General features: G+C 53.5%; 20 protein-coding genes and 1 riboswitch. Of the genes, 10 read left to right on the top strand and 10 right to left on the bottom strand.

The features are described 5' to 3' along the window. On the top strand, positions 1–1,164 hold the full coding sequence (locus FHW71_RS14525; protein ID WP_179452122.1) for a glutathionylspermidine synthase family protein: 1,164 nt from the start codon (positions 1–3) through the stop codon (positions 1,162–1,164). Positions 1,165–1,202: 38 nt separating this feature from the next. Here the strand turns inward: FHW71_RS14525 and ygiD are convergent, their stop codons facing one another. After that, a complete protein-coding gene (gene ygiD / locus FHW71_RS14520) occupies positions 1,203–1,988 on the bottom strand; it encodes a 4,5-DOPA dioxygenase extradiol (protein WP_179452121.1) in 786 nt (261 codons plus the stop codon). Positions 1,989–2,263: 275 nt separating this feature from the next. On the opposite strand from ygiD, the gene FHW71_RS14515 reads away from it, so the two are divergent. Beyond that, entirely contained in the window at positions 2,264–2,647 is a 384-nt protein-coding gene (locus FHW71_RS14515; protein WP_008103414.1) for a cell wall hydrolase, read from the top strand. 58 nt (positions 2,648–2,705) lie between these two features. Here FHW71_RS14515 and ribB read toward each other — a convergent pair whose 3' ends face one another. Beyond that, on the bottom strand, positions 2,706–3,362 hold the full coding sequence (gene ribB / locus FHW71_RS14510; RefSeq protein ID WP_008103416.1) for a 3,4-dihydroxy-2-butanone-4-phosphate synthase: 657 nt from the start codon (positions 3,360–3,362) through the stop codon (positions 2,706–2,708). A gap of 105 nt (positions 3,363–3,467) precedes the next feature. Then, a riboswitch (FMN riboswitch) is annotated at positions 3,468–3,617 on the bottom strand. A 171-nt stretch (positions 3,618–3,788) separates the two neighbouring features. Here ribB and FHW71_RS14505 point away from each other — a divergent pair. After that, complete coding sequence (locus FHW71_RS14505) at positions 3,789–4,094, top strand: accessory factor UbiK family protein (RefSeq protein WP_008103418.1); 306 nt, start codon at positions 3,789–3,791, stop codon at positions 4,092–4,094. Positions 4,095–4,131: 37 nt separating this feature from the next. Here the strand turns inward: FHW71_RS14505 and hldE are convergent, their stop codons facing one another. Genes hldE through FHW71_RS14490 form a run of 3 tightly spaced genes read right to left on the bottom strand, consistent with a single transcriptional unit; the run spans position 4,132 to position 9,810 of the window. Beyond that, on the bottom strand, positions 4,132–5,556 hold the full coding sequence (gene hldE, locus FHW71_RS14500) for a bifunctional D-glycero-beta-D-manno-heptose-7-phosphate kinase/D-glycero-beta-D-manno-heptose 1-phosphate adenylyltransferase HldE (RefSeq protein ID WP_061720464.1): 1,425 nt from the start codon (positions 5,554–5,556) through the stop codon (positions 4,132–4,134). 59 nt (positions 5,557–5,615) lie between these two features. Then, positions 5,616–8,474 carry a bifunctional [glutamate--ammonia ligase]-adenylyl-L-tyrosine phosphorylase/[glutamate--ammonia-ligase] adenylyltransferase gene (glnE, locus tag FHW71_RS14495; protein WP_179452120.1) on the bottom strand — a complete coding sequence of 953 codons (2,859 nt, stop codon included), beginning with the start codon at positions 8,472–8,474 and terminating at the stop codon, positions 5,616–5,618. Between the two features lie 25 nt (positions 8,475–8,499). After that, a complete protein-coding gene (locus FHW71_RS14490) occupies positions 8,500–9,810 on the bottom strand; it encodes an inorganic triphosphatase (RefSeq protein WP_179452119.1) in 1,311 nt (436 codons plus the stop codon). Between the two features lie 204 nt (positions 9,811–10,014). Between FHW71_RS14490 and FHW71_RS14485 the strand changes: the two genes are divergently transcribed. Together FHW71_RS14485 and FHW71_RS14480 are read left to right on the top strand one after the other, a co-directional pair. Next, a complete protein-coding gene (locus tag FHW71_RS14485; protein ID WP_008103426.1) occupies positions 10,015–10,638 on the top strand; it encodes a TIGR04211 family SH3 domain-containing protein in 624 nt (207 codons plus the stop codon). Between the two features lie 142 nt (positions 10,639–10,780). Further along, on the top strand, positions 10,781–12,013 hold the full coding sequence (locus FHW71_RS14480) for a multifunctional CCA addition/repair protein (protein WP_179452118.1): 1,233 nt from the start codon (positions 10,781–10,783) through the stop codon (positions 12,011–12,013). Positions 12,014–12,031: 18 nt separating this feature from the next. Here FHW71_RS14480 and bacA read toward each other — a convergent pair whose 3' ends face one another. After that, a complete protein-coding gene (bacA, locus tag FHW71_RS14475) occupies positions 12,032–12,850 on the bottom strand; it encodes an undecaprenyl-diphosphate phosphatase (RefSeq protein ID WP_008103429.1) in 819 nt (272 codons plus the stop codon). 191 nt (positions 12,851–13,041) lie between these two features. Further along, positions 13,042–13,401 (bottom strand): bifunctional dihydroneopterin aldolase/7,8-dihydroneopterin epimerase, encoded by a 360-nt coding sequence (gene folB, locus FHW71_RS14470; RefSeq protein WP_008103431.1) that lies wholly within the window; start codon positions 13,399–13,401, stop codon positions 13,042–13,044. 107 nt (positions 13,402–13,508) lie between these two features. Here folB and plsY point away from each other — a divergent pair, with 107 nt between their 5' ends. Further along, complete coding sequence (gene plsY / locus FHW71_RS14465; protein WP_061720459.1) at positions 13,509–14,108, top strand: glycerol-3-phosphate 1-O-acyltransferase PlsY; 600 nt, start codon at positions 13,509–13,511, stop codon at positions 14,106–14,108. Positions 14,109–14,138: 30 nt separating this feature from the next. On the opposite strand, the gene tsaD is transcribed toward plsY, so the two are convergent. Further along, positions 14,139–15,152 carry a tRNA (adenosine(37)-N6)-threonylcarbamoyltransferase complex transferase subunit TsaD gene (tsaD, locus tag FHW71_RS14460; protein ID WP_179452117.1) on the bottom strand — a complete coding sequence of 338 codons (1,014 nt, stop codon included), beginning with the start codon at positions 15,150–15,152 and terminating at the stop codon, positions 14,139–14,141. A 281-nt stretch (positions 15,153–15,433) separates the two neighbouring features. Here tsaD and rpsU point away from each other — a divergent pair, with 281 nt between their 5' ends. From rpsU to rpoD, 3 genes are all read left to right on the top strand, one after another. Then, the gene (gene rpsU / locus FHW71_RS14455) at positions 15,434–15,649 is read left to right on the top strand and encodes a 30S ribosomal protein S21 (RefSeq protein ID WP_008103436.1); all 216 of its coding nucleotides are present in this window, start codon (positions 15,434–15,436) and stop codon (positions 15,647–15,649) included. 118 nt (positions 15,650–15,767) lie between these two features. After that, a complete protein-coding gene (gene dnaG, locus FHW71_RS14450) occupies positions 15,768–17,525 on the top strand; it encodes a DNA primase (protein ID WP_179452116.1) in 1,758 nt (585 codons plus the stop codon). Positions 17,526–17,812: 287 nt separating this feature from the next. Continuing rightward, positions 17,813–19,654, top strand: coding sequence for an RNA polymerase sigma factor RpoD (gene rpoD, locus FHW71_RS14445; RefSeq protein WP_008103440.1), 1,842 nt, complete (start codon positions 17,813–17,815; stop codon positions 19,652–19,654). Between the two features lie 62 nt (positions 19,655–19,716). On the opposite strand, the gene mug is transcribed toward rpoD, so the two are convergent. Both mug and FHW71_RS14435 read right to left on the bottom strand, forming a co-directional pair. Beyond that, the gene (gene mug, locus FHW71_RS14440) at positions 19,717–20,232 is read right to left on the bottom strand and encodes a G/U mismatch-specific DNA glycosylase (protein ID WP_179452115.1); all 516 of its coding nucleotides are present in this window, start codon (positions 20,230–20,232) and stop codon (positions 19,717–19,719) included. Continuing rightward, on the bottom strand, positions 20,229–20,816 hold the full coding sequence (locus FHW71_RS14435; protein ID WP_179452114.1) for a TetR/AcrR family transcriptional regulator: 588 nt from the start codon (positions 20,814–20,816) through the stop codon (positions 20,229–20,231). Before FHW71_RS14435 ends, mug begins: the two co-directional genes overlap by 4 nt. Positions 20,817–20,950: 134 nt before the next feature. On the opposite strand from FHW71_RS14435, the gene FHW71_RS14430 reads away from it, so the two are divergent. Then, complete coding sequence (locus FHW71_RS14430; protein WP_179452113.1) at positions 20,951–21,733, top strand: SDR family oxidoreductase; 783 nt, start codon at positions 20,951–20,953, stop codon at positions 21,731–21,733. The last annotated feature ends 185 nt before the right edge of the window (positions 21,734–21,918 follow it).

Below are 21,918 nucleotides of genomic sequence, written 5' to 3'. Positions count from 1 at the left end.
ATGCAACGTATTGCAATCCCTGAACGTCCAGACTGGCGTGAAAAAGCAGCGGAGTATGGTTTCCAGTTTCACACCATGTATGGCGAACCTTACTGGTGTGAAGATGCGTACTACCAATTCACGTTAGCGCAGGTTGAACAGCTGGAAGATACCACCGCCGAGCTACACCAGATGTGTTTGCAAGCGGTGGAGAAAGTGGTGAACAGTGACGAGCTGCTCACCCGATTCTGCATTCCTAAGCACACCTGGGATTTTGTGCGCGATTCCTGGAAGTTGCGCCAGCCATCGCTCTATTCGCGCCTTGATCTGGCATGGGATGGCAAAGGTGACGCCAAGCTGCTGGAAAACAACGCCGACACGCCAACCTCGCTGTATGAAGCTGCCTTCTTTCAGTGGATTTGGCTGGAAGACCAGGTCACAGCGGGTAACCTGCCGCAGGGCAGTGACCAGTTCAACAGCCTGCAAGAGAAGCTGATAGAGCGCTTCGCTACGCTGCATCAGCAGTTCGGGTTCAACTGGCTGCACTTCTCCTGCTGTCGTGATACCGAAGAAGATCGCGCCACTGTGCAATATCTGCAGGACTGCGCCACCGAAGCCGGATTGCCGAGCGAGTTTCTCTATATAGATGAGATTGGACTGGGTGAAAGAGGCCAGTTTACTGATGTAAACGATCAGGTCATCAGCAATCTGTTCAAGCTCTATCCGTGGGAATTCATGCTGCGCGAAGTGTTCTCCACCAAGCTGGCAGACGCGGGCGTGCGCTGGCTGGAACCGGCATGGAAAAGCATCATCTCTAATAAAGCGCTGTTACCGCTGCTGTGGGAAATGTTCCCCAATCATCCCAATTTGCTGCCCGCCTATTTTGCCGATGATAATAACGCGCCGCAGATGGATAAATACGTGGTGAAACCGCTGTTTTCACGTGAAGGTGCCAATATTCGCATCATTGAGAACGGCCAGGAGATCGCGCGTGCGGATGGTCCGTATGGCGAAGAAGGCATGATTATCCAGCAGTTCTATCAGCTACCGAAATTTGGTGATAGCTACACCTTGATCGGTAGCTGGCTAATTGACGATCAACCTGCCGGTATTGGCATACGCGAAGATCGTGCATTGATCACTCAGGATCTGTCGCGCTTCTATCCGCATACCTTTATTGAGTAAACGCTGTGCCGCCCGCAATCTTCGGGCGGCCACGCGCATTAACCAATCTGCACCGACATCATGCTGATCGCGCCCATCTCCATACCTTCCACAGGAATGCTGATCGCTTCAGCAGCAGCACGCGCACCAAGAATATAGAGCAGCGGTAAATAGTGTTCAGGCGTTGGGTTTGCAAGCTGTGCATCCGGATGCTGCATAAAGTTCACCAAGGGGTGATCCGCGGCCTCGCCCTGGAAACCCAGATTCTCACGTACAAACTGATTGAAGCTTTCCGCCCACGGATACGCGGTTTCCGCACCCTGCCAGCGCAGCATACGCAGATTGTGCACCACGTTACCGCTAGCCACGATCATCACACCTTCATCTCGCAATGACGCCAGCTTTTGCCCCAATGCATAGTGCCATTCGGCAGGTTTAGTACCGTCTATACTCAATTGCACAACCGGAATGTCGGCCTCGGGATACATTTTTGCCAGCACGCCCCACGAACCATGATCAAAACCCCACTCCTGATCGGCATGAACGGCGACTGGCGCGAGTAGATCAATCACTTGCTGGGCCAGCTCTGGCGATCCCGGCGCGGGATAACGCACATCAAACAGCGCCTGCGGGAAGCCACCGAAATCATGGATGGTGCGCGGATTATTCATCGCCGTCACTGCCGTGCCGCGTGTGTACCAGTGCGCCGAAACCGCGAGAATCGCGCGTGGACGTGGCAGCGTTGCGCCCAAATGCTGCCAGGTTTGGGTATAACGATTATCTTCCAGTACGTTCATCGGGCTGCCGTGACCAAGGAATAGCGCAGGCATGCGTGTAGTGCTCATGTTTCATCCTCTGACGAAGTGTCGCTTTATTAACCGCTACGATACGCGCTTTTGCAGAGGGATTAACGCTGATAAGCATGATGATCTCAATCAGGAAATTTGAATGACATTTTACAAGAAAATCAGAGATAAGATGAGTCTCAATATTTTGTGCACTCCTTTTACATATCAGTGATATAGCCCGCACATAAGACCGAGCGAGACTGGTCTTGTTACATACAACGAATCGGCTTCTTACACTCCACTCGGTTTTGGAAATATGAGCAGTGGAATGTATGTTAATTCAGGGAGCAATATTGTGCCTGGCGATGAATATCTACCATGAAGCGCGTGGCGAACCGATTAAAGGACAAATAGCGGTTGGCACGGTGACCATGAACCGGGCCAATTGGGATGTCAAAGAGATCTGTCCTGTGGTGTACGCACCTAAACAGTTCTCCTGGACGTCTCTCAAAAAGAATCCTTATCGTTATCCACCCAAGGAAGATAAAAGCTGGCAGCGCGCCAGAGAGTTGGCAAAAAAGATTGTTGAAGGGGAATTACAGGACGTAACCAAAGGCGCAACGTTCTTCCATGCGCACCACGTTAAACCGGCCTGGCGCCATGCTTTTGAACGTACCGTGGTGATTGGTAATCATGTGTTTTATGCCAATCGCTAAAACAAAAAAAGAGGCCGAATAGGTAACTATCCGGCCTCTTTCTTCTACATCAATTCAGTTAGCTGGCGTGACGCGTCTCACGCTGACGGCGATACGCCACCAAATCTTCAATGGTGACAACCGGCATATCATGTTGTTTAGCAAACACGATCGCTTCGGGCGCGTGGGCCATGCTGCCATCATCATTGGTCAATTCGCACAGTACACCCGCAGGTTTAAATCCTGCCAGCGTCACCAGATCGATAGTCGCTTCGGTATGTCCACCGCGAGACAGAACTCCGCCTTCACGCGCGCGCAGCGGGAAGACATGGCCCGGACGGTTAAGGTCTGACGGCTTAGCGCCATCAGCGACTGCAGCGCGAATGGTGGTGATACGATCGGCAGCAGAAACGCCGGTGGTGACACCGCTTGCGGCTTCAATCGTCACCGTAAAACCGGTGCCGTATGCGCTGGTGTTGGTTTCCACCATCATTGGCAGCTCAAGCTGCTGACGGCGTTCTTCGGTGATGCAGAGGCACACAATACCGCTGCCGTGACGGATAGTTAATGCCATCTGCTCAACGGTCATGGTTTCTGCCGGGAAGATCATGTCACCTTCGTTTTCACGATTTTCATCGTCGAGCACCATTACACCGCGGCCGTTGCGCAGCGCATCAATGGCGCGCTCTACACGCTGTTCAGGCGTGCCAAATTCAGAAAGAAGCGTCTGATTCATGGTAAAAAAACCTTATAAAATATGAGTTACCAGAACCAGGGCGTGCTTAGGAGTGCGTACAAAACACATGGCAAAAACGTGACGCGGGCAAAGCCCGGCTGATGTCGTTACCCTCTCCCATCCGGACTCTAACCGTCGGCTCCGGAATTACACCGGATCTGCTGACCTTTCACATTGCTGTCAAAGCGCTCGCGGGCTTTCAGCTATAGCTGATTTACCGCCGGTGGGGAATTTCGCCCCGCCCTGAGAATAAGCGAACAAACTATAACGCCAATCATCTGGACGGGCAATCGACAAAAGTGCAAATGCTTTTGCATTTCCTGCGTTGCGGATTTCAGGTTTAACCTTTTCGTTTCAGGCATTACACTTAATAGCTATTGAGTCCGAACACGCGCAGCTATCGGCCACCGTAACCAGGAAATAATCATGATCGACACGAAAAAAATTGAACAACTGGCTCGCCAGGTACATGAAGCTATGCCGAAAGGGATTCGCGATTTTGGCGATGATGTCGAAAAGAAAATCCGTCAGGTATTGCAGGCGCAGTTGACGCGCATGGACCTGGTTAACCGTGAAGAGTTTGATGTGCAGACGCAGGTTCTGCTGCGTACGCGCGAGAAATTAGCTGCGCTGGAGCAGCGTTTGGCAAAGTTGGAAAGTGAAAGTCCAGCGGCACCAGCGCCGGCGATCATCACGCCAGATCCTGCTGGAAAAATCGATACTCCGCAGTAAGCTCATCGGCGGGAGCATGACTCCCGCCCATTGACACTTAATGACTGCGAATCGTTTTGATGATGTTGCTGGTTGAGATGCCATCTTCGAAGTTAAGCACACGCACGTCACCGCCGTTTGCCCACACTTCTTTGCTTCCCGCGATATCTTCCGGCTTGTAGTCGCCGCCTTTTACCAGCAGATCCGGCAGTACGCCAGCAATCAGACGCTGTGGCGTATCCTCTTCAAACAGTACAACCCAATCCACCGCTTCCAGCGCACCCAAAACAATCATGCGATTTTCTTGCGGATTGACCGGACGCGTTTCGCCTTTCAGACGTTTAGTCGAGGCATCACTGTTAACGGCCACAATCAGGCGATCGCCCAGCTTGCGCGCATTCGCCAGATAAGAAACATGGCCAGCGTGCAGGATGTCAAACACACCGTTGGTCATCACCACTTTCTCACCGCGCTGACGCGCCAGCGCAACAGCGGCTTTAAGCTCCGCTTCGGTCATCACACCAAATCCCGTTTCCGGACGGGCATGAATGGCATTTTCCAGCTCAACCGTGCTGACAGTAGAAGTACCCAGCTTGCCAACGACGACGCCGGCAGCAGCATTGGCAAGGAAACAGGCTTCTTCCAGGCTGTCACCCGCCGCCAGCACCGCGGCCAGCACGCCAATCACGGTATCGCCCGCACCGGTCACGTCATACACTTCCTGCGCCTGCGTAGGCAGGTGCAGCGGCGCTTTGCCCGGTTGCAGCAGCGTCATACCGTTCTCTGAACGGGTGACCAGCAGCGCTGAGAGCTCATAATCAGCGATTAACTGCATGCCACGGCTGACAATCTCTTCCACGGTTTTGCATTTACCTACTACCGCTTCGAATTCAGACAAATTCGGCGTTAACAGTGTCGCACCGCGATAACGTTCAAAATCAGTGCCTTTAGGATCAATCAGCACCGGCACGTTAGCTTCACGCGCCAGTTGAATCATAGTCTGTACGCTGTTCAGCGCGCCTTTGGCGTAGTCAGACAGCACCAGCGCACCCGCTTGCGTCAGCGATTGACGCATACGATCGTGAATCGGCTGCGGATCAATCTGCTCAAAACCCTCTTCGAAATCGAGGCGAATCAACTGCTGATTGCGCGACAGCACGCGCAACTTAGTGATGGTTGGATGGCTTTGCACTGCCACAAAATCACAGTCGACGTTTACCTTCTGCAGGGTTTCACTCAGCACGCGCGCGGCATCATCGGCGCCCGTCAAGCCAATCAGCCGTGATGCTGCACCGAGCGCAGCAATGTTCATGGCGACGTTTGCCGCGCCGCCTGGACGCTCTTCAATAGTATCCACTTTCACCACCGGCACCGGCGCTTCCGGGGAAATACGGCTGGTTGGGCCATACCAATAGCGATCTAACATTACATCGCCGACGACCAGCACAGTGGCCTTGCCAAAAGTGGGCAGTGTTACTTTCATTCAGAGACTCCAACACGGTCAAAATAATGCGCGGGATATTACCACATAAGCCATCAGGCTCACTGTTCCGCGCTGTCAGATTCGGTGCCGCTTAACCAACGCTGCCAACTGTTGTCGACCACCGCGCGCTCAGCGACAAAGGCTTCAGCTGCCACATGGCCCGGCAATTCCTGCAGCGCCAGATGGTGCAGCGCATCACGTAACGTGACGTAAGCATGCGTTAAAGCCTGCGCCTCTTCATCCGGCATAATGCCGTGACGCGCCATTAACTCGAAAATGCGGACGTTATCCGACCAACGCGTCAACGCTGGCTGATGGGCCGCGTACCCTAAGACAAGATATTGCGCGATGAATTCAATATCGGTGATACCGCCCTCATCGGTCTTAATTTCCCAGCGACCTTTATGTTTATTGCTGAGATGCGCACGCATTTTTTCACGCATTTCGCGCACTTCTTTTTGCAACGTCTCGACTTCACGCGGCAGGCAAAGAATGCCACGCCGAATTTCATCAAAGCGTTCACATAGCGCAGGTTCGCCAAACACAATACGCGCGCGCACCAGCGCCTGATGCTCCCAGGTCCACGCCTCGCTGCGCTGGTATTCGTTAAAGGCAGCAAAAGTACTGACCAGCATGCCCGCCGCGCCAGAAGGACGCAGACGCGCATCCACTTCATACAAAATGCCGGACGACGTGCGCGTACTAAACAGATGCATCACACGCTGCGCCAGGCGCAGATAGAACTGACGACCATCAATGACCCGCTCACCATCGGTTTCCGCATCATCCGGACAATCATGCAGGAACACCAAATCAAGATCAGAGCTATAACCCAACTCCCAACCACCAAGCTTGCCGTAACCGACAACCGCAAAACCGCGCTCGTTGTCGCTGGTGAGATGCGATGGGCGACCATAGCGCTGCACCATCATCTGCCAGGCTTGCTGCACCACGGATTCGATAATCGCTTCTGCCAGCCAGGTTAAGTGATCGCTCACTTTCATCACGGGCAGCGTTTCAGCAATATCGGCAGCGGCGATGCGTAGATGCTGCGCCTGTTTAAACTGGCGCAATGCTTCCAGCTGCTGCTCTTCATCATCGGTAGGAATACGCAGCAGATACTGGCGCAGTTCGTCACGATAAGCGTCGGTCGCGGTAGGTTGATAAAGCGTTGCGGGATCGAGTAGCTCATCCAGCAGCAGCGGATAGCGCGCCAGCTGGCTGGCAACCATCGGTGATGCGGCACACAGGCGAATCAGATGACGCAGCGCGCCATGATATTCGGTAAGTAATTCCAGATAAGTGCTGCGCGTCAGCACGCCCAGCAACAGCGGTGTCAGGCGGTTCAGCAGCACATCCGCATCTTCGCGCGGGCAGACTTCACTGAGCAGACGCGGCATCAACTGATCAAGCGCCAGACGACCGCGCGGACCAATGGTGCGGCGGCTCACATCCTGGCGGAAGTTGTTCAACGCGTTGTAAAGCGCGTGACGCTGCGTATCGTCCAATTGAGGCACAACTGGGATCAGATCGCTCTCTTCAAGTGCGTCCTGCCACAAACCAGCAAATTCTGCCAACTGCGGCTGATCGTCGACATCTGGCGCATCGTCGCCAATCAGCTCGTCAAAGATGGCGCGCACACCGGCCATTTGCAGCTCCAGCTGCGCCATTAGTGCGTTCCAGTCTGCCGCGCCCATCGCCCAGGCTAAGCGCTGGCGGTCGAGTTCGTTCTCTGGCAGCGTTTGAGTTTGCTCGTCATTAATACTTTGCAGTAGGTTTTCCAGCCGACGCAGGAACAGATAGGCTTCACGCAGATGCTCGATCTGTTTTTGACTTAACAAAGCCAGCTCGCCAATGGCTTCAAGCGTAGGGAGCAAGGAACGCAATTGTAGTGAGCGCTCACGCCCACCACGAATTAGCTGGAAGACCTGCACAATGAATTCTGTTTCACGAATGCCGCCAGCGCCGAGCTTAATGTTGTCTTTCAAGCCACGTCGACGCACTTCGCGCGCGATCATGCCCTTCATGTTACGCAGCGATTGAATCACGCTGAAATCGATATAACGTCGATAAACGAAAGGCCGCAGCATTTGCTGCAATTCCTGGCTCCAGTGGCCATGATCGTCGCCCATCAGGCGGGCTTTAACCATCGCATAGCGTTCCCAGTCGCGGCCCTGCTCCTGATAATAATCTTCCAGTGCTGCAAAGCTCAGCACCAGCGGACCGCTATCACCGAACGGGCGCAGACGCATATCCACGCGATAGACAAACCCATCCACCGTTGGCTGATCGAGCACTTTGATCAGGCGCTGCCCCATGCGCGTGAAGAATTGCGCATTGTCGAGCTCGCGCCGTCCACCTTGCGTAACGCCGTTTTCCGGCCAGGCAAAGATCAGATCGATATCAGATGAGAAATTGAGTTCACATCCGCCGAGTTTACCCATGCCGAGAATCAACATCGGCTGGGCTTCACCGGCTTCATTGCATGGCGTACCGAAATCACGGCTGCAATCCTGCCAAACCCAGTCGCGCGCGGCAGCGATGAGAATTTCCGCCAGCGTACTGAGTTGCTGCAAACTTTGTTCGGTAGTGGCGTGTTGCAGCGCCTGCATCCAGGCGATGCGCACCAGCATGTGACGACGGAACAAACGCAGTTCGCGCATCAGGGAGGTTTCGTTATCAACGGCTTGCAGCGCGTCCTTCAGCCAGCTGGCATAGTGCTGCCACTCATCTGGCGCAGGCGCTTGCTGTTGCAGATGCTGCCACCATTCGGGATGCTGCTGCAGGTTATCGAGGATAAAGTCACTAAAGGTCAGCGCGCCCGCCTGTTCTGGCGTAAACGCTGAGGGTGGCAAATTAAGTCGCTCTGCCACATTAGCCAACTGCGCCTGCATTAGCGCCGGTAACGGTAACAACATCTTCTCTCCCTGATTGGATTTTTCGTTAGCGTTTGATTCCGCTATTAAGCCAGAACGGCGCTGGTTTAATCGCCAGATTCACCAGTTGCATTAAGCCGTGATTCTGTTTGACGCGAATGGCGTGCTGTAACTCCAGCCAGCCTTCCAGCCAAACATTCACCTCTTCCGCCGGATAAGCGCCCGCCAGCAGATTCACCGCCAGCAACTGACGATTCAGGCGCGTCGCTTTATCCTGAAACTCATTGAACAGTTGCACGTCCACGAAGGTTTCACGGAGATCGGCTGAGATGCGGCTCAGCATAATATCGCTGAAGCGCTTAAACGATCCCTGCAGCTTACTTTTGCTCTTGTCGTCGAGCCAGTTTTGCCACTGCGACTCCACCAGCCAGTGAGTAAGCGCTAACTGGGCTTCAACGGAGGTCAACGAGAAACACGTGGTTTCTGCATTATTCTCTTCATCGGCCAGCAACTCTTCCTGACGGGTTAATTTCTGGCGCAGATCGCTGCTGGCCTTGCGAGGCACCAACGCGCCAAACAGTGAGAACGCCTGACGCAGCGTTTCCAGCGCATCAATCACCGCCGCTTTGGCCTCTTTATTACCACGCAGCCACACTTCTTCGTGATACTGCCAATGATTGAGTGCCGCCGTCATCGCATTAATCATGCCCTGCTCAACCGACGCTTTCGCGGCGATTTTCTGCAACGGCAACGTACGGATTGGACGCGGTAAATTACCCTGCGCCAGCTGGTAGCCGCGCGCGGCTTTGCTCAGGCTGCCAAGCCGCAAGCCGCCCATCGCAACCAGCGCTTCAGCGAATTTCAGCATGTCATCGCGCTGCCCACTTTTGAGCTCCAGCTCAACTTCATAAAGCGGTTCGCTCAATTCACCGGCAGCGACTTCGCCGCGGTCAAACGCCACTTCAATTTCGCTGTCGCCAAATTGCACCAGCCAGGCTTCGCGCTGGAAATGGGTGCTGAACAGCGGCTGCAGGCGCGATTGCAGTGCGGCGATATCGGTGTCCTGCGGCCAGATCTCGGTTGGCAGGCGCGCGATATCCAGCTGCGGCTCGGTGAGATCAACATTATATTCAGGACGCTGATGCAGGCCGCCGACGGTTTTACCGGCAGCTTTCAGTGTCATTTCATAGCGTTGGTCAACGCCACGAATACGCAGGCCCATGTCCCAACGACGCAGTTGGTTGTCGTCGGTTTCATAATAGATATTGGTCAGCTCGCGCGCGGCGAAGTGCTGATGTGGCCACGCGGCAAGCTTTTCAGCCAGTTTTTCGGCGGCTTGCGGTGTAGCAATGAACTTTAATTCGATTTCGATGGTCATAATTTTTTATTCAATACGCTGCTGGCACTTACGAGTTTAATCTGGCGAAGAGTAATGCACCGGAAGCCCGCTGTCTCCGCTTTCTTGTGCTTTTACGACCCTTTTCGCACCGGATTGAGACCAGGATAGTTCTCATTCAGATTTTTGAGAAGCGTCTCCAGACTGTGCCGGTAATTTTACGCCATTAAGAAAAAACGACATCGAATGAAAAAAATCACACTTGCTGCCCTTTCTTTGCTGGCTTTCAGCGCCATCACGCCTGCTCATGCTGCTGACGAAAAGCGTTACATCTCCGATGAATTATCCACTTGGGTGCGCAGCGGTCCGGGCGATCAATATCGCCTGATCGGTAAGCTGAACGCCGGAGAGGAAGTCACCTTGCTGCAGACCAATAACGATTCTCAATATGGTCAGATTCGTGATGCAGAAGGCAAAACCAACTGGATTCCACTGTCGCAGCTGAGCGCCAATCCCAGCCTGCGTACCCGCGTGCCGCAGCTGGAGCAGCAGGTTAAAGACCTGACGGCTAAGCTGGCGAATATCGATAACAGCTGGAATCAGCGCACTTCCGAGATGCAAAACAAAGTCGCCAACAGCGACGGCACCATTGATGGCCTGAAAGCCGAGAATCAGAAGCTGAAAAATGAGCTGATTGTCGCGCAGAAGAAAGTGAGTGCCGCCAACGTGCAGCTGGATGACAAGCAGCGCACCATCATCATGCAGTGGTTTATGTATGGTGGCGGCGTGCTGGGCGTTGGTCTGCTGTTGGGTCTGTTGCTGCCGCATATGGTGCCGCGTCGCAAGAAAAACGATCGCTGGATGAACTAACGCGCCACGCAGATTTGTTCTTTTATTTAAGGGGATCGTAAGATGCCCTTTTTGGCGTGCCCGATATTTAGCCAAAGTATGCAACAATAAAGTAACAAGCGTGCTCAGCACGCAATTTCTGATTTGCCTCTGGAGTGGTTGAGTGAAGACGTTTCTGGTCGGTGGCGCAGTGCGCGATGCCTTACTGCGTTTGCCGGTAAAAGATAGAGATTGGGTGGTTGTAGGCGCGACGCCAGATTCGATGCTGGCGGAAGGTTATCAGCAGGTTGGCCGGGATTTTCCGGTTTTTTTGCATCCGCGCAGCCGTGAAGAGTATGCGCTGGCGCGTACGGAACGCAAAAGCGGCAACGGTTACACCGGTTTTGTGACGCAGTTCGCGCCGGATGTCACGCTCGAGCAAGATCTGCAGCGCCGCGATCTCACCATCAATGCCATCGCCCAAAGCGACAGTGGTGAGCTGATTGATCCTTATGGCGGTCAGCGCGATTTGGCAAAACGCCAGCTGCGCCATGTATCCGCCGCCTTTAACGAAGATCCGCTGCGTGTTCTGCGCGTGGCGCGTTTCGCCGCCCGCTTTGCCCATCTGAATTTCCGTATTGCCGATGAAACCCAGGCGCTGATGCGCGAAATGGCCGTCAGCGGCGAACTGGCGCATCTCACCGCAGAACGCGTGTGGAAAGAGACGGAAAAAGCGTTGCTGACGCGCAATCCACAGGTCTATTTCCAGGTGCTGCGTGACTGCGGCGCGCTGCAGGTGCTGTTCCCGGAAATCGATAACCTGTATGGCATTCCGGCGCCCATCAAATGGCATCCTGAAATTGATACCGGCATCCATGCGCTGATGACGCTGGCGATGTCCGCCGCGCTCTCGGATCAACTTGATGTGCGTTTCGCTACGTTGTTCCACGATGTCGGTAAAGCGCTGACGCCACCGGAAAAATGGCCGAGCCATCATGGTCATGGCCTCGCGGGCGTGCCGATTGTTGAAGCGCTGTGCCAGCGCCTGCGTGTGCCGAATCAGGTGCGTGATTTGGCGTTAGTGGTGACCGAATTCCATGACGTGGTGCACACCATTGAGCGCCAGTCAGCGGACGCATTAATCGCGCTTTTTGATCGTATCGATGCCTGGCGTAAGCCTGATCGCGTGGAGAAAATGGCGCTGACCAGCGAAGCGGATGCGCGCGGGCGTGCGGGCCTGGAAAGCATGGCTTATCCGCAAGGCGACTATTTGCGTCAGGCGTTTGCGCTGGCGCAAGCGGTACCCACCAAAGATGTGGTTGCAGCAGGCTTTAAAGGGGCAGAAGTGCGGGAAGAGTTGACGCGTCGGCGTGTTGCGGTGCTGCAGGCGGAATTGATTAACGCGCGGCCAGTGTAACCGGCCGCGCGGGATGACTTACATAAAGATGGCGTAAACCACGGCCGCAACAATGAAGCGGTAGATAGCGAAAGAGACAAACGAAATACGCTTGATCAGCTCAAGGAACACTTTGATTGCCAGCAGCGCCACAACGAAGGCGGTGACAAAACCGACGGCAAACATCGGGAAATCCTGCATTGTCAGGAAGCCGAGGCTCTTGTAGAGATCCAGTCCGGTTGCACCAATCATCATCGGCACCGCCAGAATGAACGAGAACTCCGACGCCGCATAACGGCTCACGCCCATCAGCATACCGCCAGAAATCGTCGCACCTGAGCGCGAGAAGCCCGGCCACAGCGCCAGACACTGGAAGCAGCCAATCATAAACGCTTGCAGGTAAGTGATATCGTCAACGCCAACTGCTTTAGGTTGCTTAGGCTTGAAGTATTCCGCCACCAGCAACAGCACACCACCAACCACCAGCGCATACATCACGTTGATCGGGTTAAACAGCGTTTTGATTTGGTCATGCAGCAGCAAGCCAATCACCACCGCCGGCACCATACCCAACAAAATATGAATCAGCGTCAGACGACCTGTACCGACACCTTCATGTTTGACCTCACCGAAGTGAATGCCGATCAAACCAAACAGGCGGCGCCAGAACATCACGACCACAGCGAGGATGGAACCGAGTTGAATTACAACTTCGAAGGTTTCAGCGGTCTGGCCTTCAAAACCCAACAGATGACCAACAATTATCATGTGGCCCGTGGAAGAGACCGGCAGGAATTCCGTGAGGCCTTCTACAACCCCCAGGATTGCAGCTACCCAAAGCTGGTGAATGTCTGCCATCAAAATATTTCCTCTATCCGTTTTAAACAGTAAAAAGGCGGTCGCAAAGGGCTACCGCCTGAAATTATGCCTGCGTCACGCTGAAGGAAACCTTAAGAAATTCGGTAACTTCCTGCTCGTTAGCGCAACGGCCTCAAGTGAGACACACCATAATTTGGTTTGGTTTCATTGTGATGGCAATCACGGAAGTTTTATTTCGGAATAGTCCCGCGCTCAATACGCACGCCAACGCTGGCCGCCTGGGCTACAGCGCCCGGTTTGCCTACCTTTATACGTACTCCGGGGGTTTTGAAACGATTCATCAACAGATCGGCGATTTCTTCTGCCACCCTTTCAACCAGGGCAAAACGCTGACCTTGCAGATGATTGAGGATCACTTCGGTGACATCGGCGTAGCTCAGGCAATCATTCACATCGTCGCTGGCCGCGGCCTGACGGTTGTCCCACGCCATTTCGACATCGAGCACCAGCTTCTGCTGCATGCCCTGTTCCCAGTCGTAAACGCCAATAGTCGTGAACACGGTAAGCTGCTCGATAAATACGATATCCATGATGTCAGTCTCTGTTTTTGGCTAAGCCGGATACCACTTCCGGCGGATTATGCGTATTATCCACGCTTATCGAGAACAAAACGACCCAAAAGGAACGGTACGACGCTATGAGTGCTATCGCGCTTGGTATGATTATTTTCGCGTATCTTTGCGGCTCGATTTCCAGTGCGATACTGGTCTGTAAACTGGCTGGTTTACCCGATCCGCGTTCGCAAGGCTCAGGCAATCCTGGCGCGACCAACGTTTTACGCATTGGTGGCAAAGCCGCCGCTGCCGCAGTGCTGATTTTCGATGTGGCAAAAGGCATGCTGCCAGTGTGGATCGCTTATCTGCTGCACGTTGCCCCGCTCTATCTTGGCCTCACGGCGATTGCCGCCTGTCTGGGCCACATCTATCCGGTGTTCTTTCGTTTTCGCGGCGGTAAAGGCGTGGCGACCGCCTTTGGTGCGATTGCGCCGATTGGCTGGGATTTGACGGGATTAATGACCGGCACCTGGCTGCTGACGGTGCTACTCAGCGGCTATTCATCGCTCGGCGCGATTGTCAGTGCGCTGATCGCGCCGTTTTACGTGTGGTGGTTCAAACCGCAATTCACTTTCCCCGTTTCGATGCTCTCGTGCCTGATTCTGTTGCGGCACCACGACAACATCCAGCGCCTGTGGCGCGGTCAGGAAAATAAGATCTGGAAGCGGAAAAAGAAGAAATAAAAAAACCGGCGCGAGGCCGGTTTTTTCGTTTTAGATGGCGGGTAATTCAGACAGCGGCCAGCGCGGTCGCACACTGACGCCGAGTCCACCACTGGTGCCGCCTTTGAGGCGCACCATGCCAGCGTAAGCAATCATCGCGCCGTTATCAGTGCAAAACTCAGGGCGTGCATAAAACACTTCGCCGCCACGCTTTTGCATCATCTCAGCCATGCGCTCACGCAGCGTGCGGTTCGCGCTGACGCCACCCGCAATCACCAAACGTTTGAAGCTGGTCTGCTCGAGCGCACGCTTGCACTTAATCATTAAGGTATCAACCACCGCATCTTCAAACGCGCGAGCGATATCCGCGCGCGCTTGCTCGTCGCCCTGATGTTCGCGAATGGTGTTCGCCGCAAAGGTTTTCAGGCCGGAGAAGCTAAAATCCAGCCCCGGACGATCGGTCATTGGCCGTGGGAAGCGGAAACGGTTTGGCGTGCCCTGCTGCGCCATACGCGACAACATCGGTCCGCCGGGATAATCCAGCCCCAACAGCTTGGCGGTTTTATCGAACGCTTCGCCTGCCGCATCGTCAATCGATTCGCCCAGTAAGGTATATTCACCAATTCCGGTCACGCTGATCAATTGTGTATGTCCGCCGGAAACCAGTAGCGCAACAAACGGGAACTCCGGTGGATTCTCTTCCAGCATTGGCGCCAGAAGATGCCCTTCCATGTGATGCACAGGCACCGCCGGCACATTCCAGGCGAACGCCAGCGCACGACCAATGGTGGCGCCAACCAGCAGCGCGCCGACCAATCCAGGCCCGGCAGTGTAGGCAACGCCATCAATCTGTTGTGGTTCAAGGCCTGCTTCTTTCAGTGCCGCCTGAATCAGCGGCACGGTTTTACGGACGTGGTCACGCGATGCCAGTTCCGGCACCACTCCGCCGTAATCGGCATGCAGTTTCACCTGGCTATATAGTTGATTTGCCAGCAGACCGGACGCATCGTCATAGATCGCGATGCCGGTTTCATCGCAGGACGTTTCAATACCCAGAACTCGCATAGCTTTTATCACCCTCTTCGTGCGGCGCGCAGTGTAACACAGGCAATTCTCACGCCAGAGACTTTGCCCCTGAAAAAGTGTTTTTCTGTCGCACAAAGAGTGCGCTATACTCCACGGCCTGAAAAAACCGGCAGCCGCGATGGCATATGCCCCTGTTGGTTCTAAATTATACATGGTGCTTTACAAGTCGGCCGCGGCTGGAGTAAAATGCTGCACCATTTTGAAATGTGCTGGCGCCGCAGTCAGCAGCAAAAACCGAATTTTATCGAGGTAAGAGTTACATGCCGGTAATTAAAGTACGTGAAAACGAGCCGTTCGACGTAGCACTGCGTCGCTTCAAGCGTTCATGCGAGAAAGCAGGTGTTTTGGCAGAAGTTCGTAGCCGTGAGTTCTACGAGAAGCCTACCACTGAGCGTAAGCGCGCTAAAGCATCTGCAGTTAAGCGTCATGCCAAGAAACTGGCTCGCGAAAACGCACGCCGCACTCGTCTGTACTAATTTCTTGCGGAAGCTTGCTTCCGCCGCGTGATAAACGCAGACAGAGTCAAGTAAAAGGCCGTGCTTTCCGAAAGGAAGCGCGGCTTGTTGTCGTTTATGAGCTGAAAAATCGGGGCTTATGGCTGGACGAATTCCACGCATATTTATCAACGACTTACTTGCCCGCACGGACATCGTGGATATTATCGATGCCCGCGTTAAGCTGAAAAAGCAGGGTAAGAACTATCACGCGTGCTGTCCTTTCCATAACGAGAAAACCCCCTCTTTCACCGTAAGCGGTGAGAAGCAGTTTTATTACTGCTTCGGCTGTGGCGCCAAAGGCAACGCCATCGACTTCCTGATGAATCACGATCGTCTGGAATTTGTTGAGAGCGTTGAGGAGCTGGCCACGCTTCATGGCTTAGAAGTGCCGTATGAAGCGGGCAATGGTCCTAGCCAGATGGAACGCCATCAACGTCAAAGTCTTTATCAGTTGCTGGATGGCCTGAACGGCTTCTATCAACAGAGCCTGCGTAATCCACAAGCGCAATCTGCACAGAACTATCTCGTCACGCGCGGTCTTAGCCAGGAAGTGATTGATCACTTCGCTATCGGCTATGCGCCTGCCGGTTGGGATAATGCACTGAAGCGCTTTGGGCAGCAGAAAGACGATCGCGAATCGCTGATGGAAGCAGGCATGTTGGTCAGCAATGACTCAGGCCGCACCTACGATCGCTTCCGCGATCGTGTGATGTTCCCTATTCGCGATAAGCGTGGCCGCGTGATTGGTTTTGGTGGTCGCGTGCTGGGCAACGATACGCCGAAGTATCTGAACTCGCCTGAAACGCCGATTTTCCATAAAGGCCGCCAGTTATACGGACTTTATGAAGCGCAGAAAAATCATCCGCAACCCACGCGTTTGCTGGTTGTCGAAGGTTATATGGACGTGGTGGCGCTGGCGCAGTTTGGCATCGATTATGCCGTTGCATCGCTGGGTACCTCGACCACTGCTGAACACGTTCAGCTGCTTTACCGCTCAACGGATACCGTGATTTGCTGTTACGACGGCGACCGCGCCGGACGTGAAGCGGCATGGCGTACGCTCGAAACCGCATTGCCTTACATGAATGATGGTCGTCAGCTACGCTTTATGTTTTTGCCCGATGGCGAAGATCCGGACACGCTGGTACGCAAAGAGGGCAAAGAAGCCTTTGAAGCGCGGATGGAGCAGGCTACACCGCTCTCCACGTTTCTGTTTGACAGCCTGATGCCGCAAGTGGATTTGAGTACGCGCGATGGCAAAGCCAAACTGTCCACGCTTGCTCAACCTATGATTGATCAAGTGCCAGAAGGTAGTTTGCGCGACTCATTGAATGTGATGCTCGGCAATAGCTTAGGAATGCTCTACGACCCTCAGTACGAAAAGGCATTAAGAAATTTAGGGCTGAAAAAAAATTCCGAAGAGGGTAAATCAACGGCACCAGCGTTAAAACGCACCACCATGCGCGTATTGATCGCGTTATTAGTGCAGAATCCGCAATTTGCCTCCATCGTGCCTACACTGGATGGACTGGAGCAGTCAAAAATGGCGGGTTTACCGCTATTTGTGGAGTTAGTCAGTCGTTGTACAGAGAATCCTGGCCTGACCACCGGACAGCTACTAGAGTTATATCGCGGAACAAATTTTAGCCAGCCCCTTGAAACACTGGCCACCTGGAACCACATGATAGTGGATGAAGAGGCGGAAGAAGTGTTCCAGGATTCACTGGCAAGCATTTACGATTCCGCGCTCGAACAGCGCCTTGAAGCGCTTATCGCACGTGAGCGAACGGAAGGCCTTAGCGCCATCGAACGCCGCGAGTTCTGGGCTCTAAGCCAGGCATTAGCGAAAAAATAAGATTTTAACTGGGTCAGAACCGCAAGTAGGTTAAAAACGGCATTCTGGCGCAGTGATTTCCGGATTTATAGACGCGATAAGCGAAGCCGGAAACATCAACATATTAGGGCTGTTGGCCTTGAAGCCAGGCCCGGAAAGAACACAAGCGGCTTAAGTGCCGATTATAGAAGGGCAAAGGCCCTGGCCGCGATGTAGGCAGCGGCAAAAACACAACGCCTTCACTGTTATTGTTGGCTTTCGCCGCCGACCGACACCAATCTAATTAACAGAAGTGTGGATACCGTCTTATGGAGCAAAACCCGCAGTCACAGCTTAAGCTACTTGTCACCCGTGGTAAGGAGCAAGGCTATTTGACCTATGCTGAGGTCAATGACCATCTGCCGGAAGATATCGTCGACTCCGATCAGATCGAAGACATCATCCAGATGATTAACGACATGGGTATTCAGGTTGTTGAAGAAGCGCCTGATGCTGATGATCTGATACTGAATGAAAACAGCTCCGATACTGACGAAGATGCCGCAGAAGCCGCCGCTCAGGTTTTATCCAGTGTTGAATCTGAAATTGGCCGTACCACCGACCCGGTGCGCATGTACATGCGCGAAATGGGTACCGTTGAACTGCTGACGCGCGAAGGCGAAATTGACATCGCTAAGCGCATCGAAGACGGTATCAACCAGGTCCAATGCTCTGTAGCCGAATATCCGGAAGCGATCACCTATCTGCTCGATCAGTACGATCGCGTAGAAGCGGGCGATGCTCGCCTGTCTGACTTGATCATCGGTTTCATCGATCCGAACGCAGAAGAAGATATCGCGCCGACCGCCACCAACGTCGGTTCTGAGTTATCGCAGGAAGACCGTGATGACGACGAAGAAGAAGATGAAGACGATGACGACAGCTCTGATGACGATAACTCAATCGATCCAGAACTGGCTCGCGAGAAGTTTGGCGACCTGCGCACGCAGTACGAAACCACGCGCACCGTCATCAAAGCCAAAGGCCGCAGCCATGCTGACGCCGTAGCCGAAATCCAGAACCTCTCTGAAGTGTTCAAGCAATTCCGCCTGGTACCGAAGCAGTTCGACTACCTGGTAAACAATATGCGTGAAATGATGGAGCGCGTGCGTACGCAAGAGCGCCTGATCATGAAGCTGTGTATTGAACTGTGCAAAATGCCGAAGAAAAACTTCATCACGCTGTTTACCGGCAACGAAACCAACCCAAGCTGGTTCAAAGCCGCGCTGGCCATGAACAAGCCGTGGTCTGAGAAGCTGCTGGAAGTTGAAGATGATGTGAATCGTTCGCTGTACAAACTGCAGCAGATCGAAGAAGAAACCGGCTTGACCATCGAGCAGGTGAAGGACATCAACCGTCGCATGTCTATCGGCGAAGCGAAAGCGCGTCGTGCGAAGAAAGAGATGGTTGAAGCAAACTTACGTCTGGTTATCTCTATCGCCAAGAAATACACCAACCGTGGTCTGCAGTTCCTCGATCTGATTCAGGAAGGCAACATCGGCCTGATGAAAGCCGTTGATAAGTTTGAATACCGTCGTGGTTATAAGTTCTCAACTTACGCCACATGGTGGATTCGTCAGGCTATCACCCGCTCTATCGCTGACCAGGCGCGCACCATCCGTATTCCGGTGCATATGATTGAGACCATCAACAAACTCAACCGTATTTCGCGTCAGATGCTGCAGGAAATGGGTCGCGAACCGACGCCGGAAGAGCTGGCTGAACGTATGCTGATGCCTGAAGATAAGATCCGCAAGGTGCTGAAAATCGCTAAAGAGCCAATCTCTATGGAGACGCCGATTGGTGATGATGAAGATTCGCATCTGGGCGATTTTATCGAAGACACCACGCTGGAGCTGCCGCTGGATTCCGCTACTTCGGAAAGCCTGCGCTCAGCGACTCACGACGTGCTGGCTGGCCTGACCGCGCGTGAAGCGAAAGTGTTGCGTATGCGTTTCGGTATCGATATGAACACCGACCACACGCTGGAAGAGGTTGGCAAACAGTTTGATGTAACGCGTGAGCGTATTCGTCAGATCGAAGCCAAGGCGCTGCGTAAACTGCGTCACCCAAGCCGCTCAGAAGTACTGCGTAGCTTCCTCGACGATTAATTGTTGTCGAGACGAAAAAACCCCGGCTTGCCGGGGTTTTTTATTGCCTGAGAGTCACTCTATCAAGCATGGCTTTGCAGCCAATCATGCAGTTGACGATAGGATGCGGCCATCTCTTCCAGCGTCGCACGATTTAACCCGCTCGGATTAGGCAGCACCCACAAACGCGTTTCACCCAGCGTTTGCGGCTGCTCGCCCCACTCAACTTTGCGCTCACGAAATGCTTTCTGGAAGGCATCTTTGCCCAACACCGCCAACGCACGCGGTTGATAGTGCAAAATCTTTTGCTGCAAGCGTGAACCACCGTCGCGTAATTCATCGCCGTCCAACTCGTTAGCCTGCACCGTCGGACGCTCCACCAGCATGGTGATGCCACAGCCAGTTTCCAGCAGCCGCTGCTCCTGCTCGGGCTTGAGTAACTCGCGCGTAAAGCCGGCCTGATAAATCACCTTCCAGAAACGATTGCCGGGATGGGCGAAGTGAAATCCAGTGTGCGCCGACGACTTGCCCGGATTAATGCCACAAAACAGCACCTGTAAATCAGGCGCAATGATGTCGCGGATATCGTGCTCGCTCATGCCATCTCCAGTCCGGCGCGTTGTTTTACCGATCGACGACTGCTCGCCAGCATAGTGCGCGCTTCCTCGTCGTCCGGACAAGCGCGAGCCATTGCCACCGCACCAACCATCTCAGCTAAGATAGTGGTCGCCGCGTCATCCGCATGCGGATGATTAAGCTCATTTAGCGTCAACGCCAAACGCTGCCGCATTGCTTCACGCCGCTGTGAAAACAACGTACGCGCCTCGACGGGTAAATGCGCCATCTCACTCACCAGCGCAGGCAGCGGACAGCCTTCACCCGGCGTGTTGCAATGCTGCTCGGATAAATAACTATCAATCAGCTGATTCAGTCGTTCAGCGGGATCGTTAATTGAAGTGATATCCGCAAAGCGTCGCGCCGAATCGGCAAACATCTCAGCAATCACCGCTTGCACCAGATCTTCGCGGGAGGCGAAGTGGGCATAAAAGCCGCCGTGCGTTAAACCGACGCGCTTCATCAGCGCCGCTACGCCGATGCTTTCAGTGCCGTTCTCGCGCATCACCATCGAGGCTTCATCCAAAATGCGCTGTCGTGTACGCGCTTTATGGCTCAGCTTTTCCATCTTCATTGACTCCGACATCGTTGATGGCAATCAGTGTAATTATTACAACCATCATATTCTAGCTTGACGATAAATATTATGATCGTCATATTAAATCTCGTAAATATGATAACCATCATTTAGAGGAACATACCATGTCACAACAACTGGCTTTAATCACGGGCGCATCAAGCGGAATTGGCGCGACTTATGCGAAACAACTGGCAGCACGTGGCACAAACCTGATTCTGGTGGCACGCGATGAAGCCAGGCTCAATCTATTGGCGCAATCGCTGCGTGAAGCGCATGGCGTTGAAGTCAACGTGTTGGCTGCCGACCTCACCAACCACGATGATTTGCTAAGAGTTGATCGCGAAATCCAGCAAAACAAAGCTATTACGCTGCTGGTAAACAATGCCGGCATGACTGTCGAAGGCGAATTCATTGACGGTGATATCGCGAAAATACAAACCATGCTGACGTTAAATATCATTGCGCTAACACAGCTGGCCCACAGTGCTGCACTGGCATTTCGTACACGTCGCAATGGCACGATTGTGAATATTGCTTCGGTGCTAGCGTTAGTGAGTGAATCAGCCAATGGCGCCTACAACGCCAGCAAAGCGTATGTGCTTTCCCTGACTCGTAATCTTCATCGAGAATTAGCCGAAAGCGGTGTGCGTATGCAGGCTGTGTTGCCAGGCTTAACGCGCACTGAGATCTTTGAGCGCGCAGGAAAATCCATTAACGATCTTCCCGCAGAGATGCTGATGGAAGTGGATGATTTAGTCTCGGCAGCGCTGCGTGGACTTGATGCGGGCGAGCTGGTGACGATCCCATCCGTGGAAGATGTGCAGCTTTGGCAGACTTATGAAGAGGCACGCATCGCCATATTGCCCTTCATCTCGCTCAACAAGCCTGCAACGCGCTATTTGTAGTATCGACAAACTTTCGAATGAGCCTGGTCTCAAAAAACGCTGATGATTGGGCGCTTAATAAGCGATAGAGCGTGGGATAGTAGATTTTTCTTTTTGAGATCAAAGAGTCAGCTATTGCTGTAATTTTCACCATCCAAATGGTGAACTCTGGATCACCCTAACAAGATACTCTATAATCCCCGCTC

It is taken from the genome of Enterobacter sp. Sphag1F (assembly GCF_014193275.1).
Lineage (GTDB): Bacteria > Pseudomonadota > Gammaproteobacteria > Enterobacterales > Enterobacteriaceae > Pantoea > Pantoea symbiotica.
The sequence above is the reverse complement of the archived record's forward strand: the minus strand, read 5'-3'. Positions and strand labels throughout refer to the sequence as shown.

Coding starts and splice junctions, on each gene's coding strand:
- FHW71_RS14525 (WP_179452122.1), top strand. CDS start 1: ATGCAACGTATTGCAATCCCTGAACGTCCAGACTGGCGTGAAAAAGCA.
- ygiD (WP_179452121.1), bottom strand. CDS start 1,988: ATGAGCACTACACGCATGCCTGCGCTATTCCTTGGTCACGGCAGCCCG.
- FHW71_RS14515 (WP_008103414.1), top strand. CDS start 2,264: ATGTTAATTCAGGGAGCAATATTGTGCCTGGCGATGAATATCTACCAT.
- ribB (WP_008103416.1), bottom strand. CDS start 3,362: ATGAATCAGACGCTTCTTTCTGAATTTGGCACGCCTGAACAGCGTGTA.
- FHW71_RS14505 (WP_008103418.1), top strand. CDS start 3,789: ATGATCGACACGAAAAAAATTGAACAACTGGCTCGCCAGGTACATGAA.
- hldE (WP_061720464.1), bottom strand. CDS start 5,556: ATGAAAGTAACACTGCCCACTTTTGGCAAGGCCACTGTGCTGGTCGTC.
- glnE (WP_179452120.1), bottom strand. CDS start 8,474: ATGTTGTTACCGTTACCGGCGCTAATGCAGGCGCAGTTGGCTAATGTG.
- FHW71_RS14490 (WP_179452119.1), bottom strand. CDS start 9,810: ATGACCATCGAAATCGAATTAAAGTTCATTGCTACACCGCAAGCCGCC.
- FHW71_RS14485 (WP_008103426.1), top strand. CDS start 10,015: ATGAAAAAAATCACACTTGCTGCCCTTTCTTTGCTGGCTTTCAGCGCC.
- bacA (WP_008103429.1), bottom strand. CDS start 12,850: ATGGCAGACATTCACCAGCTTTGGGTAGCTGCAATCCTGGGGGTTGTA.
- folB (WP_008103431.1), bottom strand. CDS start 13,401: ATGGATATCGTATTTATCGAGCAGCTTACCGTGTTCACGACTATTGGC.
- plsY (WP_061720459.1), top strand. CDS start 13,509: ATGAGTGCTATCGCGCTTGGTATGATTATTTTCGCGTATCTTTGCGGC.
- tsaD (WP_179452117.1), bottom strand. CDS start 15,152: ATGCGAGTTCTGGGTATTGAAACGTCCTGCGATGAAACCGGCATCGCG.
- rpsU (WP_008103436.1), top strand. CDS start 15,434: ATGCCGGTAATTAAAGTACGTGAAAACGAGCCGTTCGACGTAGCACTG.
- dnaG (WP_179452116.1), top strand. CDS start 15,768: ATGGCTGGACGAATTCCACGCATATTTATCAACGACTTACTTGCCCGC.
- rpoD (WP_008103440.1), top strand. CDS start 17,813: ATGGAGCAAAACCCGCAGTCACAGCTTAAGCTACTTGTCACCCGTGGT.
- mug (WP_179452115.1), bottom strand. CDS start 20,232: ATGAGCGAGCACGATATCCGCGACATCATTGCGCCTGATTTACAGGTG.
- FHW71_RS14435 (WP_179452114.1), bottom strand. CDS start 20,816: ATGGAAAAGCTGAGCCATAAAGCGCGTACACGACAGCGCATTTTGGAT.
- FHW71_RS14430 (WP_179452113.1), top strand. CDS start 20,951: ATGTCACAACAACTGGCTTTAATCACGGGCGCATCAAGCGGAATTGGC.